Raw genomic sequence first — 16,016 nt, 5'->3', positions numbered from 1 at the left:
GCGACGGACGGGCCTACGACGGACGGGCCTGCGACGGACGGGCATGCGACGGCGAGAGAAGAGGACATCATGAGCACCATCGAGAGCGCACCGGCGGAGACGCCGGCGCTGTACCGGCTGACCGGCGTGACCCGCACCTACCAGGGCAAGGGGCGGGCGGTCACCCCGCTGATCGGCGTGACGGCGGAGATCGGGGCGGGCGAGTTCGTCGCGATCCAGGGACCGACCGGCGGCGGCAAGTCGACGCTGCTGCAGCTGCTCGGCGCGCTGGACCGGCCGTCGGGCGGATCCCTCATCCTCGGCGGCACGGAGCTGTCGACGGCGTCGAACCGCGAGCTCGGCCGGATCCGCGCCGAGGAGGTCGGCTTCGTCTTCCAGGGCTTCAACCTGATCCCCACGCTCACGGCCCGCGAGAACGTGGCGATGGCGCTCGTGCCCCTCGGCGTCCCGGCCGAGGAGCGGCGCAGCAGAGTGCAGCAGGCGCTCGAGCACGTCGGTCTCGCGGACCGCGGCGAGCACCTGCCCGGCGAACTGTCCGGCGGTCAGCAGCAGCGCGTGGCGATCGCCCGCGCGATCGTGAAGAGCCCGCGGGTGCTGCTGGCCGACGAGCCCACCGGCAACCTCGACGAGGAGATGCGGGACGAGATCCTGGACCTGCTCGAGTCGCTGTGCGCCGACGGTCTGACGCTCATCGTGGTCACCCACGACTCGGCCGTCGCGAAGCGCGCGCACCGTCGCTTCCGCCTGAAGAACGGGCACCTGAACGAGGTGTAGCGGCAGCTCCGCGGAGCGATGTCCGCTCCCGTCCGGGCGGAAAGCCGGCCGACATCGCTCCCCGGAACACATCGCTCCTCGAAGGAGTGCAGCGGAGAACGGTTCCCCGGAAACGGAGAACGCTCGGCCCGCAGGTCGCGGGTCGAGCGTTCTCGGCGGAAGACGGAGGGCGTCAGTGCGTGTCGACGGCCTCGATCTCGGTGCGGTCGCCCGACCACTGCGTGTGGAAGGTGCCGTCCTTGTCGATGCGCTTGTAGGTGTGCGCCCCGAAGAAGTCGCGCTGGCCCTGCACGAGGGCGGCGGGCAGGCGGTCGGCGCGGATCCCGTCGTAGTACGACAGCGAGGACGAGAACGCGGGCGAGGGGATCCCGGCCTGCGCAGCGGCCACGACCACCCTGCGCCACGCGGCCTGCGCCCGGCCGATCGCCTCGGCGAAGTAGGGCGCGGTCATCAGCACCGGCAGATCGGGGGTCTCCGCGTAGGCGTCGGCGATGCGGTTCAGGAACTGCGCGCGGATGATGCAGCCGCCGCGCCAGATCTTCGAGATCGCGCCGAGGTCGATGTTCCAGCCGTACTCGGCCGCTCCCGCGCGGATCTCGTCGAAGCCCTGCGAGTACGCCACGATCTTCGACGCGTACAGCGCGAGGCGCACGTCCTCGATGAACGCATCGTGGTCCGCGACCGTGAACGGCTCCGACGGGCCGGGGAGGGATCCGGCGACCGCGCGCTGCTCGGGGTGCGAGGACAGAGAGCGGGCGAAGGTGGCCTCGGCGATGCCCGAGACCGGGACGCCCAGGGCGAGCGCGGTCTGCACGGTCCAGGCGCCGGTGCCCTTCGCGCCGGCCTGGTCGAGGATGACGTCCACGAGCGGCTTGCCCGTTTCGGCGTCGACCTGGCGCAGCACCTCGGCGGTGATCTCGATCAGGTAGCTCTCCAGCTCGCCGCGGTTCCACTCGGCGAAGATCTCCGCGATCTCCGCCGGGGTCTTGCCGGTGCCGCGGCGGATGAGGTCGTACGCCTCGGCGATGAGCTGCATGTCCGCGTACTCGATGCCGTTGTGCACCATCTTCACGAAGTGGCCGGCGCCGTCGTGGCCGACGTGCGTCACGCACGGCTCGCCCTCGGCGATCGCGGCGATGGAGCGCAGGATCGGGCCCAGGGTGACCCAGGACTCGTCGGATCCGCCGGGCATGATCGACGGGCCCGTGAGCGCGCCCTCCTCGCCGCCGGAGATGCCTGCGCCGACGAAGTTGATGCCCGTGGAGCGGACCGCCTTCTCACGGCGGATGGTGTCGGGGAAGTAGGCGTTGCCGCCGTCCACGATGATGTCGCCCGGCTCGAACACCTTCACCAGCTCGTCGATCACGGCGTCGGTGCCGGCGCCCGCCTTGACCATGATGATCGCGGTGCGCGGCTTCTGCAGCGAGTCCGCGAACTCCTGATAGGTGGCGGCCGGGATGAAGCCGGCTTCGGGATGCGCGTCCAGCACTCCCTGCGTCTTCTCGTAGCTGCGGTTGAAGATCGCCACGGTGTTGCCCTCGCGGCTGGCGAGGTTGCGGGCGAGGTTCGAGCCCATGACGGCGAGTCCGACGACTCCGATGTTTGCAGCGGCAGGGGGCACGGGGATCTCCTCGAGGTGACCGGTGGGGGAATGGGTTCAGCGTATCGCTGTTGCCATGCGGGATTACGGGGACGCGGGCGCGGCCGCGGTGCGGCCTGCGATGAAGCGCCGTGTCACGGCGATGTCCCGGTCGCCGAGGCCCGCGTCGACGAGCTCGTCGAACGCGGCGCGCAGCGCGGGGAGGAGGACCGGTGCGGTCCCGGTCGCGCGTGCGATGTCGTCGACGAAGCCGAGATCCTTCTGCATGTACCGGGCGACCCCGCTGGGCTCGTCCGTGCCGGCGACCAGCTGGTCGAGACGGCTGGTGAGCAGACGCGATCCGGCGTAGCCGCCGGACAGCAGCGTCCACAGCGCCTGCAGGTCGAGGCCCGAGCGCTCGGCGAGCACGGTCGCCTCGCCGAGCGCGGTGATCGTCGCGGCGACCACGAGCTGGTTGCAGGCCTTCGCGACCTCGCCCGCGCCCAGCGGACCGAGGTGCACCGCGCTCCCGCACGGGGCGAGCACGCGCGCGGCGAGAGCCGTGTCGGCAGGGTCGCCGCCGAGCATGATGGAGAGCGTCCCCGCGGCCGCGCCGTCGACGCCGCCCGAGACCGGGCAGTCCACGACGCGCACGCGTCCGTCGGTCTCCCGGGCGATCCGCGCCGCGAGGTCGCGCACCCCCGGGGCGGAGGAGGTGGATCCGATCAGCAGCAGCAGGTCCCCGGCGTCCGCGAGCAGCCCGTCCGGTCCCGCCAGGACCTGTTCCAGCTCGGGCAGATCCGGCAGCATCGCCAGGACGACGTCGGCGCGGGCGCCGAGCTCGCGCGCCGAGTCGAGCAGAGCGGCGCCGGCGTCTGCGAGATCCGGCTGCGCGCGCCGCGACGCGATGAGCAGGTGGCCGTGCCCGGCCAGCAGGCGATCGGCCATGGGCCTGCCGATCGCGCCGAGGCCCAGCATGCCGACAGTGACTTCCGCGGTCGCATCGCTCATTCCGCCATGCTAACCCAGATTCAACAGAGAGAACAGGGTTCATCGGGTTGGATTCGCGCTAAGGTGTCTTCAGGATGACTTCTCGCGAGCCGGTGCGACCGCATCGACCCGCGACGGGCGCGACGAGGAGGCCGGACGTGGTCGAGGAGACGAAGGCGACGGGCGCGACGCTGCGCGCGGTCGCGGCGGTGCCGCTGGCGGAGCCGCTCTGCCGGCTGATCGAGGAGCTGGAGCCGCGCGTGCAGGTCGTGCGGGATCACGCGCTGACGCATCCGATGCGCGGTCCGGCGGACTGGTCCGGCGATCCGGAGCATCGCCGCACGGCCGCCGAGCAGGCGGCGTTCGATGCGATGGTCGACTCGGCGGAGGCGCTGTTCGGCATCCCGGACGTCGATCCCGCGGCCCTCGCGCGCACCGTGCGCGCCAACCCGCGCCTGCGCTGGGTGATGACCACCGCAGCCGGCGGCGGCGCGCAGATCAAGGCCGCGGGCCTGGACCGCGCCGACCTGGACCGGATCGTGTTCACCACCAGCGCCGGGGTGCACGGATCGCCGCTCGCGGAGTTCGCGGTGTTCGGCGTGCTCGCGGGGGCCAAGGATCTGCCGCGGCTGGCCGCGGATCAGCGGGACCGGCGGTGGCCGGATCGCTCCCCGATGCGACAGGTCGACGAGATGACCGTGCTCGTGGTCGGACTGGGCGGGATCGGCGCCGAGTGCGCGCGGAAGTTCCATGCGCTCGGCGCCCGGGTATGGGGGACGAGCCGCTCCGGACGGCCCGTCGAGGGCGTGGACCGGCTCGTGCCGCTCGATGAGCTCGTCGAGGCGGTGGCGCACGTCGATGCGATCGTGGTGACTCTGCCCGGCACCGAGCAGACGCATCATCTGATCGGCGCCGAGGTGCTCGCGGCGGTCGCGCCCGGGACGATCCTCGCCAGCGTCGGGCGCGGCACCGTGGTCGACGAGACCGCGCTTCTGGCGGCCCTGGACGACGGGCGGATCTCGTTCGCCGCCATGGACGTGTTCGAGGTGGAGCCGCTTCCTGCGTCCTCCCCGCTGTGGCAGCACCCGCGGGTGCTGATCAGCCCGCACACCGCCGCGCTCAGCGAGAAGGAGGAGGAGCGCATCGCCCGGCGCTTCGCCGCGGACGCGACGCGCCTGCTCGACGGCCGCCCGCTGCACGCGGTGGTCGATACTGTCGAGTTCTACTGATCCGGCTCCGGATCCGCAGGGCGAGGGGAAGCGCATGGCAGACGACGACGTCCGTGAGGGACGCGACCCCGCGCCGGCGGTGACGCGGAGCATCCGGCTGCTCGGACTGCTCGCCGAGGCCGACGCGCCGCGCACCCTGACCGAGCTCGCGAGCGCGCTCGGTCTGGCCAAGTCGTCCACCGCGAACCTCTGCCTCGCGCTCGAGGCGGGCGGCATGATCGAGCGCAGCGCGCGCGGCTATCGGCTCGGATTGCGCACCGCCGAGCTCGGCGGTGCGTTCGCGGCGCAGTTCAACCAGGTCCGCGAGTTCTACGCGGTCTGCGAGGCCTCGCCCGTGCTGGCCTCCGAGCTCGTGCAGGTCGCGATGCTGGACGGCACCGACGCCCTGTATCTCGCCCGCCACGAGGGATCCCGCACGATGCGGCTCGGCACGCCGCTGGGCTCGCGCCTGCCCGCCGCACTGTCCGCGACGGGTCGTGCGCTGCTGATGTCGATGCCGGATGCCGAGGTGGAGGCGCTGCTCGGCTCGGACGTCGCCTTCCCCGCGCTCACCGAGCGCAGCGTGACGGGGCTGCCCGCGCTGCTCGAAGCGCTCGCCGCGGGCCGCGCGCGGGGCTGGACGATCGACGGCGAGGAGTCCTTCCGCGGCATCATCGGCGTCGCGGTGCCCCTCGACGGCTGGTCGCCGGCGGATCCGCAGCTCGCGCTCGGCGTGGCGATCCCCGCGGCCGACGCCGCCTACGAGCGCATCGAGCGCGTCGGCCGCGCCCTGCAGGACGCGGCACGCGCCCTCACCAACCCGTTCAGCGCCGCCGCGCGCGCCTGACCGCTTCTCCCGGAACGGCCCGGAACGCCCCGGAACAGTACGGCCCGGCACAGCCGGCGTGCCCAGCCGCTGCCGTGGTCTCCGTCGTCCTGCCGGGGCTTCGCGCTGCCCTCTGCGGCGCCAGGGGGCGGTGTGCGCGTGGAGATTCTGTCCAAGGTGTTGAACGTCGGCCAACAGGTTGATACAGTCGTCACATCGCCGAGGGCGAGCCGATCGAAGGAGATGGCATGACCACCACGCACCCCGCCGTGCACACACCGTCGGATGATCCGGAATACGCGGCGAATCTGCGCCGCGCGACGCTCGCCTCGAGCATCGGCAGCGCACTGGAGTACTTCGACTTCGCCCTGTACGGGCTGTCCACCGCGTTGATCTTCAACGTGCTGTTCTTCTCGCAGAGCGACCCGGGGATGGCCACCGTCGCCGCGTTCGCGACGTTCGGCGTCGGGTTCCTCGCGCGGCCGTTCGGCGGGCTGTTCTTCGGCATCCTGGGCGACAAGCTCGGCCGCAAGTGGGTCCTGGTCGCCACGATCGTGCTGATGGGCGGCGCGTCCACCGCGATCGGCCTGCTGCCGACCTACGCCGTGGTCGGCGCCTGGGCGCCGATCCTGCTCGTGCTCATGCGGCTGCTGCAGGGCTTCGGGGCGGGAGCGGAGCAGGCCGGGGCGACCGTGCTGATGGCCGAGTACGCGCCGGTGCGCCGCCGCGGATACTTCGCCGCGCTGCCGTTCATCGGCATCCAGGCGGGCACCGTGCTCGCGGCCCTCGTCTTCGCCGGCATCTCGCTGCTGCCCAAGGACCAGCTGCTCGCGTGGGGCTGGCGGGTGCCGTTCCTGCTCTCGTTCGTGCTGATCCTGCTGGCGCTGTTCATCCGGATGCGCCTGCGTGAGACGCCGACCTTCGTCGAGCTGGAGAAGCACGACCAGGTCGCGAGCCACCCGTTCCGCGAGATCTTCGGGCACGGCCTGCCCGGCGTCATCGTCGGCATCGGCCTGCGCATGGCCGAGAACGGCGGCTCGTACATGTTCCAGACGCTGGGACTGGCGTTCTTCGTCGCCGTCGTCGGCCCGAACGCCGACAAGAGCCTGCTCACCTGGGGCGTCGCGATCGGATCGCTGATCGGCGTCTTCACCGTGCCGTTCTCCGGGCACCTCTCCGACCGGTTCGGCCGGCGCACGGTGTACCGCTTCGGTGCGGTGTTCATGCTGGTGTACTCGTTCCCGGCCTGGTGGCTGCTGTCGCTCGGCAACCACGCGATCGCCATCGCGGTGATCGCGATCGGCATCGGCGTGGCGGTCAACTCCATGCTCGGCCCGCAGTGCGCGATGCTGCCCGAACTCTTCGGCAATCGGCACCGCTACCTCGGCGTCGCGATGGCCCGGGAGATCTCCGCCGTGCTCGCGGGAGGCCTGGCCGGCGTCCTCGGCGCCTACCTGCTCGCGGTCAGCGGCAACAACTGGGTGCTGCTGGCGATGTACATGACCGTGCTCGCGCTGATCACCACCGCGTCCACCTTCCTCGCGCCGGAGACGCTGCGCCGCGACCTCACCCGGATCGACGACGCGGTCAAGGTCTCCCGCGAGGAGACCGGCGAGGGCGTGGACGCGACCACCGTCTCGATCGTCTCCGTGCGGGCATGAGCCTGCCGGCGGGGCTCGCCTCCTTCGACCTGTCCGGCCGCCTCGCGCTGGTCACCGGATCCACCCGCGGCCTCGGCCGCACGATCGCCGAGGGCCTGGCCGCGGCCGGCGCCACGGTGATCGTGCACGGCCGCACCCCGGCGGCCGCGCGGGCGGCGGCCGACGAGATCACGGCCGCCACCGGCGTGACCGCGCACGCTGCGGCCTTCGACGTCACGGACGTGGCGGACGTGGACGCGGGCATCGGGCGCATCGAGCAGGAGCTCGGCGCGGTGCACGTCCTCGTCAACAACGCCGGGATCCAGCGTCGCGCGCGCATCGACGAATTCGCGGACGAGGACTGGGACGCCCTGGTCCAGACCAACCTCAGCGCGGTGTTCGCCGTGACCAGGCGCGTCTCGCGGGGGATGATCGCCCGCGGATCGGGCAAGCTCATCCAGATCGGATCCGTGCAGTCGCAGCTGGCGCGACCGTCGATCGCCGCGTACTCCGCGACCAAGGGCGCGATCGTGATGTTCACCCGCGGCCTCTGCGCCGATCTCGGCCCGCACGGCGTGCAGGCGAACGTGATCGCGCCGGGCTACTTCGAGACGGCGCTGACCCGTGCACTGGTCGACGACGAGGAGTTCTCCGCCTGGGTGCGCGGCCGCACACCGGCCGGACGCTGGGGCGACCCGCGCGATCTCGTCGGCGCGGCGGTCTTCCTCGCGAGTGCGGCGAGCGACTTCGTCAACGGGCAGACGCTGTACGTCGACGGCGGCATGACGGCGGTCGTCTGATGCGGATCGGACGGATCGCGACCGCGGACGGCACCGTGCACGCCCGACGCGAGGGCGACGGGTGGATCGGGATCGAGGATCCCTATGCCGCCTTCGCGGCCGGACGCGTCCCGGGAGACCTCGGCGCGGTCGAGGGGGAGGTGCTCGCGCCGTGCGCTCCCGAGGTGGTCCTCGGCATCGCGCAGAACGGCCCTGGCCATGCCTCGCCGGTGCAGGCGTGGCTGAAGAGCCCGCGCACCGTGGTCTCCTCCGGCACGCCCGTGCACCTGCGCCGGGATGCCGGCACGACGGTCGCGGAGGGGGAGATCGCGGTCGTGATCGGTCGTCCCACGCACGGCCTCACCGCGGGGAACGCGCACGAGTACGTCCTCGGCCTCACCGCGGTGAACGATCTGTCCAGCCCCGATCGGACCGCGCTCGACCCGCGCAACTTCGAATCCAAGTCGGGCACGGGCTACACGCCGCTCGGGCCCTGGCTCGACACCGACCTCGACCTCGACGACGTCGGTCTGGTGCTCGAGGTGGACGGCACGACCGTGGCCGACACCGGCGCGCGCCAGCTGCCCGTGCCGATCCGCGACTGCCTGGCGTATGTCTGCGGCTGGTCGACGCTCGGCCCCGGCGACGTCGTGATGACCGGCGCGCCGTACTCCCAGGCCGAGGTCGGCCCCGGCCAGGAGGCTGTCGTGATCGTGGGCGGGATCCGCCTGTCCACGCCGCTGCGCTGAGGGCGCTGACCGCCGGCTGTCGGCGGTGCGAGGGTGCAGCTGCACCGGAGGAGGAATCGGATGACGAACATCGCCGTCGTCGCCCACGCCGCGGGCGACCTGCGCATCGAGGATGTGCCGGAGCCCGCGCCAGGGCCGGACGTGGCGGTCGTGGCGATCGCCTACGGCGGGATCTGCGGCTCCGACCTGCACTACTGGCAGCACGGTGCGGCAGGGGCGTCCGTGCTCCGCGAGCCCATGATCCTCGGGCACGAGGTCGTCGGCACGGTCCTCGTGCCCGCCGCCGACGGATCCGGTCCCGGGCGCGGCGCGGAGGTCGCGGTGCATCCGCTCACCCCGCACGGGGACGGCGTCACCCCGTGGCCTCAGGACCGTCCCAACCTCGCCCCCGCCTCGACCTACCTCGGCTCGGCCATGCACCTGCCGCACACCCAGGGGGCGTTCGCGCAGCGGGTGGCGCTGCCGAGCCGCATGCTGCGGACGCTGCCGGCCGGGCTCGACCTGCGCACCGCGGCGGTCGCCGAGCCCGCCGCAGTCGCCTGGCACGGCCTCGGTCAGGCGGGGGACGTGCGCGGCCTTGCGGTCGCGGTGATCGGGGGAGGGCCGATCGGTCAGCTCGTGGCCGCCGTGGCCCGGCATCACGGCGCGCGGTCGATCGCCGTCACGGATCTGCAGCCGCTGCCGCTCGCGCTCGCCGCCCGGCGGGGCGCCCGCGCGATCGACGCGCGCGACGCGGACGCCATCGGGGCGCTGTACGCCGACGTCGTCGTGGAGTCGAGCGGGACCGTCCAGGGACTGGCGTCCGCGATCTCGGCGGCCGCGCCCGGCGGCACCGTCGTCATGCTCGGCCTGCAACGCGCCGGAGACGTGCCCGTCCCCATCGCGACGGCGATCGTGCGCGAGCTCCGCCTGGTCGGCTCGCTCCGTTTCGCCGGCGAGCTGGACCCGGTGCTGGCGGCGCTCGCGGACGGCTCCCTCGACGTCGACGGTATCGTCACGCACGCGCTCCCGCTGGCCCAGACGGCGGAGGCGTTCGGCATCGCCGCAGATCCCTCGCGCTCCGGGAAGGTGCTGCTGGATCTGCGCGGATGACGCCGGGAAGTCCGTCGTGTAACGATCCGAACAAACGTGTGGTGTTATCGGGCGAAAACTGGACGCCGTCGGACTAATGTCGTGCGCGGGGAGCGTGAGCCGAGGTACGCTCACCACACCTCGAAGACACCGGCGTTCGAAGCGGATTCACCGGTGACCCGAATCGGAAGGCAATCACAATGATGCGAAAGAAAGCCATCGCGGGTGTCGCAGCAGCAGCCGCGCTGCTTCTGCTGGCGGGCTGTGCGAACCAGGCAGGCACACCCAGCAGCACGAGCGGCGGCGGCAAGGTCGACGTCCCCACGGTGTCGTCGGTCGACACGCCCAAGAACGCGGTCCTCCCCGCGGGCGACGGCAAGGCCACCTGCTCCAACCTCACCATCGGGTACATCGGCGCCGAGACCGGCCCGAACGCCCAGCTCGGCATCAACATCTTCAACGGCGTGCAGCTCGCCATCGACCAGCACAACAAGGCCAACCCGGGTTGCCAGGTCGCGTTCAAGAAGTTCGACACCGAGGGCGACCCGAACAAGGCGACCGGTCCGGTCACCCAGGCCGTGAGCGAGGCCGACATCGTCGGCGTCATCGGCCTGCCCTTCTCCGGCGAGTCGAAGGCCACCGGCAACATCTTCGAGCAGCAGGGGCTGGTGCACATCACCCCGTCCGCCACGAACCCGGACCTGACCAAGAACGGCTGGTCGACCTTCTTCCGCGGCCTCGGCAACGACTCCCAGCAGGGACCGGCCGCCGCGAAGTTCGTCACCGACACCCTGAAGGCCAAGAAGGTCTACCTGGTGCAGGACGACTCCGACTACGGCATCGGCCTCGCCAACGCGACCAGCAGCGCGCTCGGCTCCGCCAAGGTCGGCAGCGACAAGGTCACCACGGGTCAGAAGGACTTCTCGGCCGTGATCTCCAAGATCATGAACGCGAAGCCCGACGCGGTCTACTACGCCGGCTACTACGCCGAGGCCGCCCCCTTCGACCAGCAGCTGGTCGCCAAGGGCTTCACCGGCTCGTTCGTGGGCCCCGACGGCGTGAAGGACGATCAGTTCATCAAGCTCGCCGGCGACGCGTCCAAGAACGCCTACTTCACCTGCCCCTGCATCCCGGGCGAGCTGCTGAAGGACTTCGAAGGCCAGTACAAGACGGCCTTCAACGCCGAGCCCGGCACCTACTCGATCGAGGGTTACGACGCGGCCACCGTGCTGCTGAGCGGGATCGACGCGGGCAAGACCACCCGCGCCGACCTCAAGAACTGGGTCAAGAGCTACGACAAGGACGGTCTGAGCAAGCACTACAAGTGGGACTCCACGGGTGAGCTGCAGGCGCCCGCCGTGTACGGCTACAAGGTCGACAGCGGCAAGATCGCCTACATCGGCCCGATCGGTCAGTGACCGACGGATCCCGNCGGGATCCTCTTCTCCTGCTCTCTCCCGGCGCGACGACGCGCCCCCTGTGGAAGCGAAACTGAATGCTCGAGCTCGTCGCTCTGTCCGTCGTGCACGCGGACTCCTCCTGGATCAACTTCGACATCAACGCCCTGCTGCAGAACTTCTGGAGCGCCACCTTCGACGGCCTCACCTTCGGCGCCGTCTACGGTCTCATCGCCGTCGGCTACACCCTCGTCTACGGCGTCCTGAGCCTCATCAACTTCGCGCACTCCGAGGTCTTCATCGTCGGTGCCTACGGCGTGGTCATCACGCTGACCTCGCTCGGCTTCGGGCCGAGCGCGCCGACGATCGGCCCTGCCGCGATCATCATGGATCTGCTGCTGGCCCTCGTGGTCGGCATGCTGGCCTCGGCGGCCACCGCGTTCATCGTCGAACGCGTGGCCTACAGACCGCTGCGCAAACGCAATGCGCCACGGCTCGCGTTCCTGATCACCGCGATCGGCGTCTCGTTCGCGATCCAGTACATCATCTTCCTGCCGTTCGTCGGGGGCGCGAACGCGCAGCCCGCCGTCACCATGTTCATCCCGACGCCGATCTTCGACGTCTTCGGCACGATCATCACGAACCAGCAGATCATCATCGTGGTCGCCGCGATCCTGCTGATGGTCGGCACCGACATGTTCATCCGGCGCAGCCGCACCGGGCGTGGGATCCGCGCGGTCGCGCAGGATCCCGACACCGCCACCCTCATGGGCGTCTCGAAGGAGCGCACCATCGTGATCACGTTCATCATCGGCGGCGTGCTCGCGGGAGCCGCCGCCCTGTTCTACGTGATGCTGGTGCCCTCTGGCGTGATCTACAACGGCGGCTTCATCCTCGGCGTCAAGGCGTTCGCCGCCGCCGTGCTCGGCGGCATCGGCAACGTCCGCGGAGCACTGCTCGGCGGCATCCTGCTCGGCGTCGTCGGAAACTACGGTCAGATCCTGCTCGGCGACGCGCAGTGGGCGGACGTCGTGGCCTTCGTGATCCTGGTCCTGGTGCTGCTGGTGCGTCCGACCGGGATCCTCGGCACCACCCTCGGAAGGAGCCGCGCATGAGCACCTCGTCTGACGGACCCCGGATCCTGCCCACCGCCGAATCCGCACGCGAGACGATCGAGACGGAATCCATCGCGACCAGGCGACGCGGACCGTTCCGCGGGCTCAGGGAGCGCTGGAACGGGCTGTCGCGTCCCGCGCAGTGGGGGTGGATGCTCATCGTGGTCGCGATCGCCTACGCGATGCCGTACCTGAACTTCTTCCCGATCTCCACCGCTCCGGGAAACGACTGGCCGCTCGCACTGTTCGCGATGGCCGTGTACGCGCTGGTCGCGGTCGGCCTGAACGTCGTGGTCGGCTACACCGGCCTGCTCGACCTCGGCTACGTGGCGTTCTTCGCGGTCGGCTCCTACACCGCGGCGATGTTCACCAGCCCGGACTCGCCTTATCTGAAGGTGCCGTACCTGTGGACGCTGCCGCTGGCGATGGTGATCGCGATGGTCTTCGGCGTCGTGCTGGGGGTGCCCACGCTGCGACTGCGCGGCGACTATCTCGCGATCGTGACGCTCGGCTTCGGTGAGATCGTCCGGATCCTGGCGACGATCATCCCGGCGATGAAGGGACAGGTCGGCTTCCAGAACGTCGGACGGCCGCCCGGGACGGCGGCGAACGGGGTCCCGATCTTCGCGAACTCGAACGGCACGCCCTGGTACTGGCTCACCGTCACGATCCTGATCATCATCCTGCTGCTCGCGGGCAACCTGGAGCGCTCCCGCGTCGGCCGGGCCCTGGTGGCGATCCGCGAGGACGAGGACGCCGCCGAGATCATGGGCGTGCCCACCTTCAAGTACAAGGTGTGGGCGTTCGCGATCGGCGCGAGCGTCGGCGGCCTCTCCGGGGCGCTGTTCGCGGGGCAGGTGGGCTTCGTGAACAACCAGAAGTTCGACGTGCAGACCTCCATCCTGTTCCTCGCGGCCGTGGTGCTCGGCGGCACGGGCAACAAGGTCGGCGCGATCCTGGGCGGTGCGATCGTGGCCTACATCCCGCTGCGGTTCACCGCGATCGCGGACTACAAGTACCTGATCTTCGGCGTCGCGCTCGTGATCCTGATGATCTACCGCTCGCAGGGCCTCATCCCGGCGAAGATGCGGTTGATGGCGTATTCGCGCAAGGCGCTGACGTGGGTGGCGCCGCCCAAGACGCCGGTCGCGCCGACGCCACCGCCGTCCGCGCCGCGCACGGAAGGGAGCGCGTCATGACCGATCCGAACGAGAGCACCGCACCTGCGGAGGCGACGCCCGAGGAGCCGGTCGCGGAGGCCGCGGGTGCCGAACCGGACATCGTGCCGGGGGAGGCCCCGCCGCTGGTCGAGGGCGCGGAGTCCGAGCGGCCGATCGAGGTCGAGGTGGGGGAGACGCTGGTCGAGGTGAAGAACCTCACCATCCGCTTCGGCGGCCTGACCGCGCTCGACGACGTGTCGTTCCACATCAGGCGGGGCGAGATCCTCGGCCTGATCGGCCCGAACGGCGCCGGCAAGACGACGTGCTTCAACGCGATGACCGGCGTCTACCGTCCCACCAGCGGCGACGTGCTGCTGGAGGGCCAGTCGGTCAAGGGGCGCAAACAGCACCAGATCACGCGCATGGGCTTCGCCCGCACGTTCCAGAACATCCGCCTGTTCGGCGAGATGACCGCGCTGGAGAACGTCGTGGTCGGCCTGGACGCGCGGCACCGCACCTCGGTGCCCGGCGCCCTGATCCGCTCGCCCCGCCATGTGCGCGAGGAGAGGTCGTCGGTCGATCGCGCCATGGCGCTGCTCGAGTTCGTCGGGATCTCCCAGCACGCGCTGAAGCGCTCGCGGGATCTGTCCTACGGATCCCAGCGCCGCCTGGAGATCGCCCGCGCCCTCGCCACCGATCCCAAGCTGCTCTGCCTCGACGAGCCGGCCGCCGGCTTCAACCCTGCGGAGAAGGAGGACCTGATGGCGCTCATCCGGTCCATCCGCGACGAGGGATATACCGTGCTGCTCATCGAGCACGACATGAAGCTCGTGATGGGCGTCACCGACCGCATCGTGGTGCTCGAGTTCGGCAAGAAGATCGCCGACGACGTGCCCGCGGTCATCCGTGACGACCAGCGCGTGATCGCCGCCTACCTGGGAGTGCCCGAAGATGACGTTGCTTGAGCTGAAGGACGTCTCCGTCCACTACGGGCGGATCAAGGCGATCCACGACATCTCCTTCTCCGTGGACGAGGGCGAGATCGTCTCGCTGATCGGCGCGAACGGCGCGGGCAAGACCACGACCATGCGCACGATCTCGGGGCTGCTGCAGCCGTCGAGCGGATCCATCCTGTTCGACGGGCAGGACATCACGAGGATGAAGGCGCACGTGCGCGTCGTGCACGGCATCTCCCAGGCGCCGGAAGGCCGAGGCATCTTCCCGGGCATGACCGTGCTGGAGAACCTCGACATGGGCACGTTCGGCCTGAAGAACAAGTCCGGCGTCGCGGAGTCGTACGAGCGGGTGTTCTCGCTGTTCCCGCGGCTGGACGAGCGCAAGAAGCAGCTCGGCGGAACGATGTCCGGCGGCGAGCAGCAGATGCTCGCGATCGGCCGGGCCCTGATGTCGCAGCCGCGCGTGCTGCTGCTGGATGAGCCGTCGATGGGACTCGCCCCGCAGTTCATCCGGCAGATCTTCAAGATCATCACCGAGATCAACGCGCAGGGCACGACGGTGCTGCTGGTGGAGCAGAACGCGAACCAGGCGCTCGCGCGGGCGCATCGTGCGTTCGTGCTGGAGACCGGGGCGATCACCCGCACCGGCTCCGGCAAGGAGCTGCTCGCCGATCCGGCCGTGAAAGAGGCGTACCTCGGCGTCGGCTGATCGCCCCGAAGGCCCGGTCACACGAGAAGAACCGCGTCGTCCTCGGACGGCGCGGTTCTTCGTGCGACGGGCTCTCAGTCCTTGCGGTAGCCGGAACGGCCCAGCGAGAACAGCGCGCCGAAGCAGAGCACGGCGGCGCCGATCGTCATGAGCCCGATCAGCCACGCCAGCGCTTCGGAGAGGATTGCACCTTCGGTCATGCCCTCAGCCTACCGTCCGCGAGGCTCGGGGAAGTCGGGTACGATGTACGAGTCCTCGGCGAGGGATGGCGCGCGTGCGCGCACATCCGTGATCGACGCGGTGAGCCTGATGCTCTCCTTGCGTCGTGTCGAGACGACGAACCCCAGACCACCGCGCAGCTCGATGCCGCGCGTCCTGCAAGGAGAACAACATGTCCGAAGAGAACAAGGTCACCGCGGAGCTGCGCACCAGCTTCGGCAAGGGCTTCGCCCGTCGTCTGCGCGCTGCCGGCCAGATCCCGGCCGTCATCTACGGCCACGGCACCGAGCCCGTGCACGTCGCCCTCCCGGGCCACCAGATCTCGCTGCTCATCCGCCGCGCCAACGCGCTGCTCGAGCTCGACGTCGAGGGCCGCGCCGAGCTCGCGCTCGTCAAGGACGTGCAGAAGGATCCGGTGCACCAGATCATCGAGCACATCGACCTCCTCGTCGTGAAGAAGGGCGAGAAGGTCTCGATCGAGCTTCCCGTCGTGGTCGTGGGCGAGGCGTTCGCCGGCACCATCGTGCAGCTGGAGAACACCCACCTCGCCGTCGAGGCCGAGGCCACCCACATCCCCGAGAACGTCGAGGTCTCGGTCGAGGGGCTCGAAGAGGGCGCGCACATCACCGCCGCCGACGTCAAGCTGCCCAAGGGCGTCACCCTGGCCGCCGACCCGGAGCTGCTCATCGTGGCCGTCTCGGCCCAGTCCGCAGCCGCCGAGGCCGACGAGGCCGCCGAGGCGCCGGCCGAGGAGCCCGCCGCGGAGTGACCCCGCAGCTCTAGAATTCCCGTCGCAACGGCAGAGGGAGGCGCGATCCGTTCGCGCCTCCCTCTGCCGCGTGAG

The 16,016-nt window shown here is 70.6% G+C and carries 16 protein-coding genes; 13 read left to right on the top strand and 3 right to left on the bottom strand.

The window, feature by feature from the left end:
• The first annotated feature begins 69 nt into the window (after positions 1-69).
• Positions 70-774 (top strand): ABC transporter ATP-binding protein, encoded by a 705-nt coding sequence (locus tag ACTJJZ_RS02230; protein ID WP_440719532.1) that lies wholly within the window; start codon positions 70-72, stop codon positions 772-774.
• A 172-nt stretch (positions 775-946) separates the two neighbouring features.
• Here ACTJJZ_RS02230 and gndA read toward each other — a convergent pair whose 3' ends face one another.
• Together gndA and ACTJJZ_RS02220 are read right to left on the bottom strand one after the other, a co-directional pair.
• On the bottom strand, positions 947-2,395 hold the full coding sequence (gene gndA / locus ACTJJZ_RS02225; RefSeq protein ID WP_440719531.1) for an NADP-dependent phosphogluconate dehydrogenase: 1,449 nt from the start codon (positions 2,393-2,395) through the stop codon (positions 947-949).
• Between the two features lie 63 nt (positions 2,396-2,458).
• Positions 2,459-3,364, bottom strand: a complete 906-nt coding sequence (locus ACTJJZ_RS02220) for an NAD(P)-dependent oxidoreductase (RefSeq protein ID WP_440719530.1) — start codon at positions 3,362-3,364, stop codon at positions 2,459-2,461.
• Positions 3,365-3,501: 137 nt separating this feature from the next.
• On the opposite strand from ACTJJZ_RS02220, the gene ACTJJZ_RS02215 reads away from it, so the two are divergent.
• The 11 genes from ACTJJZ_RS02215 (at position 3,502) to ACTJJZ_RS02165 (ending at position 14,953) form a co-directional block, all read left to right on the top strand.
• Complete coding sequence (locus ACTJJZ_RS02215) at positions 3,502-4,572, top strand: D-2-hydroxyacid dehydrogenase (protein ID WP_440719529.1); 1,071 nt, start codon at positions 3,502-3,504, stop codon at positions 4,570-4,572.
• A 34-nt stretch (positions 4,573-4,606) separates the two neighbouring features.
• The gene (locus ACTJJZ_RS02210) at positions 4,607-5,398 is read left to right on the top strand and encodes an IclR family transcriptional regulator (RefSeq protein ID WP_440719528.1); all 792 of its coding nucleotides are present in this window, start codon (positions 4,607-4,609) and stop codon (positions 5,396-5,398) included.
• Positions 5,399-5,625: 227 nt separating this feature from the next.
• On the top strand, positions 5,626-7,038 hold the full coding sequence (locus ACTJJZ_RS02205) for an MFS transporter (RefSeq protein ID WP_440719527.1): 1,413 nt from the start codon (positions 5,626-5,628) through the stop codon (positions 7,036-7,038).
• Complete coding sequence (locus ACTJJZ_RS02200; RefSeq protein ID WP_440719526.1) at positions 7,035-7,817, top strand: SDR family oxidoreductase; 783 nt, start codon at positions 7,035-7,037, stop codon at positions 7,815-7,817. Before ACTJJZ_RS02205 ends, ACTJJZ_RS02200 begins: the two co-directional genes overlap by 4 nt.
• Positions 7,817-8,545, top strand: coding sequence for a fumarylacetoacetate hydrolase family protein (locus ACTJJZ_RS02195; RefSeq protein WP_440719525.1), 729 nt, complete (start codon positions 7,817-7,819; stop codon positions 8,543-8,545). The genes ACTJJZ_RS02200 and ACTJJZ_RS02195 overlap by 1 nt, the downstream gene beginning before the upstream one ends.
• 60 nt (positions 8,546-8,605) lie before the next feature.
• Entirely contained in the window at positions 8,606-9,637 is a 1,032-nt protein-coding gene (locus tag ACTJJZ_RS02190) for a zinc-binding dehydrogenase (protein ID WP_440719524.1), read from the top strand.
• A gap of 179 nt (positions 9,638-9,816) precedes the next feature.
• Entirely contained in the window at positions 9,817-11,034 is a 1,218-nt protein-coding gene (locus tag ACTJJZ_RS02185; RefSeq protein WP_440719523.1) for a branched-chain amino acid ABC transporter substrate-binding protein, read from the top strand.
• A gap of 77 nt (positions 11,035-11,111) precedes the next feature.
• A complete protein-coding gene (locus tag ACTJJZ_RS02180) occupies positions 11,112-12,128 on the top strand; it encodes a branched-chain amino acid ABC transporter permease (RefSeq protein WP_440719522.1) in 1,017 nt (338 codons plus the stop codon).
• Complete coding sequence (locus tag ACTJJZ_RS02175; protein ID WP_440719521.1) at positions 12,125-13,327, top strand: branched-chain amino acid ABC transporter permease; 1,203 nt, start codon at positions 12,125-12,127, stop codon at positions 13,325-13,327. The genes ACTJJZ_RS02180 and ACTJJZ_RS02175 overlap by 4 nt, the downstream gene beginning before the upstream one ends.
• A complete protein-coding gene (locus ACTJJZ_RS02170) occupies positions 13,324-14,253 on the top strand; it encodes an ABC transporter ATP-binding protein (protein WP_440719520.1) in 930 nt (309 codons plus the stop codon). The genes ACTJJZ_RS02175 and ACTJJZ_RS02170 overlap by 4 nt, the downstream gene beginning before the upstream one ends.
• Positions 14,240-14,953 (top strand): ABC transporter ATP-binding protein, encoded by a 714-nt coding sequence (locus ACTJJZ_RS02165; RefSeq protein WP_440719519.1) that lies wholly within the window; start codon positions 14,240-14,242, stop codon positions 14,951-14,953. The genes ACTJJZ_RS02170 and ACTJJZ_RS02165 overlap by 14 nt, the downstream gene beginning before the upstream one ends.
• Positions 14,954-15,027: 74 nt before the next feature.
• Here the strand turns inward: ACTJJZ_RS02165 and ACTJJZ_RS02160 are convergent, their stop codons facing one another.
• Complete coding sequence (locus ACTJJZ_RS02160) at positions 15,028-15,153, bottom strand: hypothetical protein (protein ID WP_295011582.1); 126 nt, start codon at positions 15,151-15,153, stop codon at positions 15,028-15,030.
• Positions 15,154-15,344: 191 nt separating this feature from the next.
• On the opposite strand from ACTJJZ_RS02160, the gene ACTJJZ_RS02155 reads away from it, so the two are divergent.
• A complete protein-coding gene (locus tag ACTJJZ_RS02155) occupies positions 15,345-15,941 on the top strand; it encodes a 50S ribosomal protein L25/general stress protein Ctc (RefSeq protein ID WP_440719518.1) in 597 nt (198 codons plus the stop codon).
• Positions 15,942-16,016 lie beyond the last annotated feature (75 nt).

The sequence above is a fragment of the Microbacterium sp. 22242 genome (genome assembly GCF_052045495.1).
In the GTDB taxonomy this organism is placed as follows: domain Bacteria; phylum Actinomycetota; class Actinomycetes; order Actinomycetales; family Microbacteriaceae; genus Microbacterium.
The sequence above is the reverse complement of the archived record's forward strand: the minus strand, read 5'-3'. Positions and strand labels throughout refer to the sequence as shown.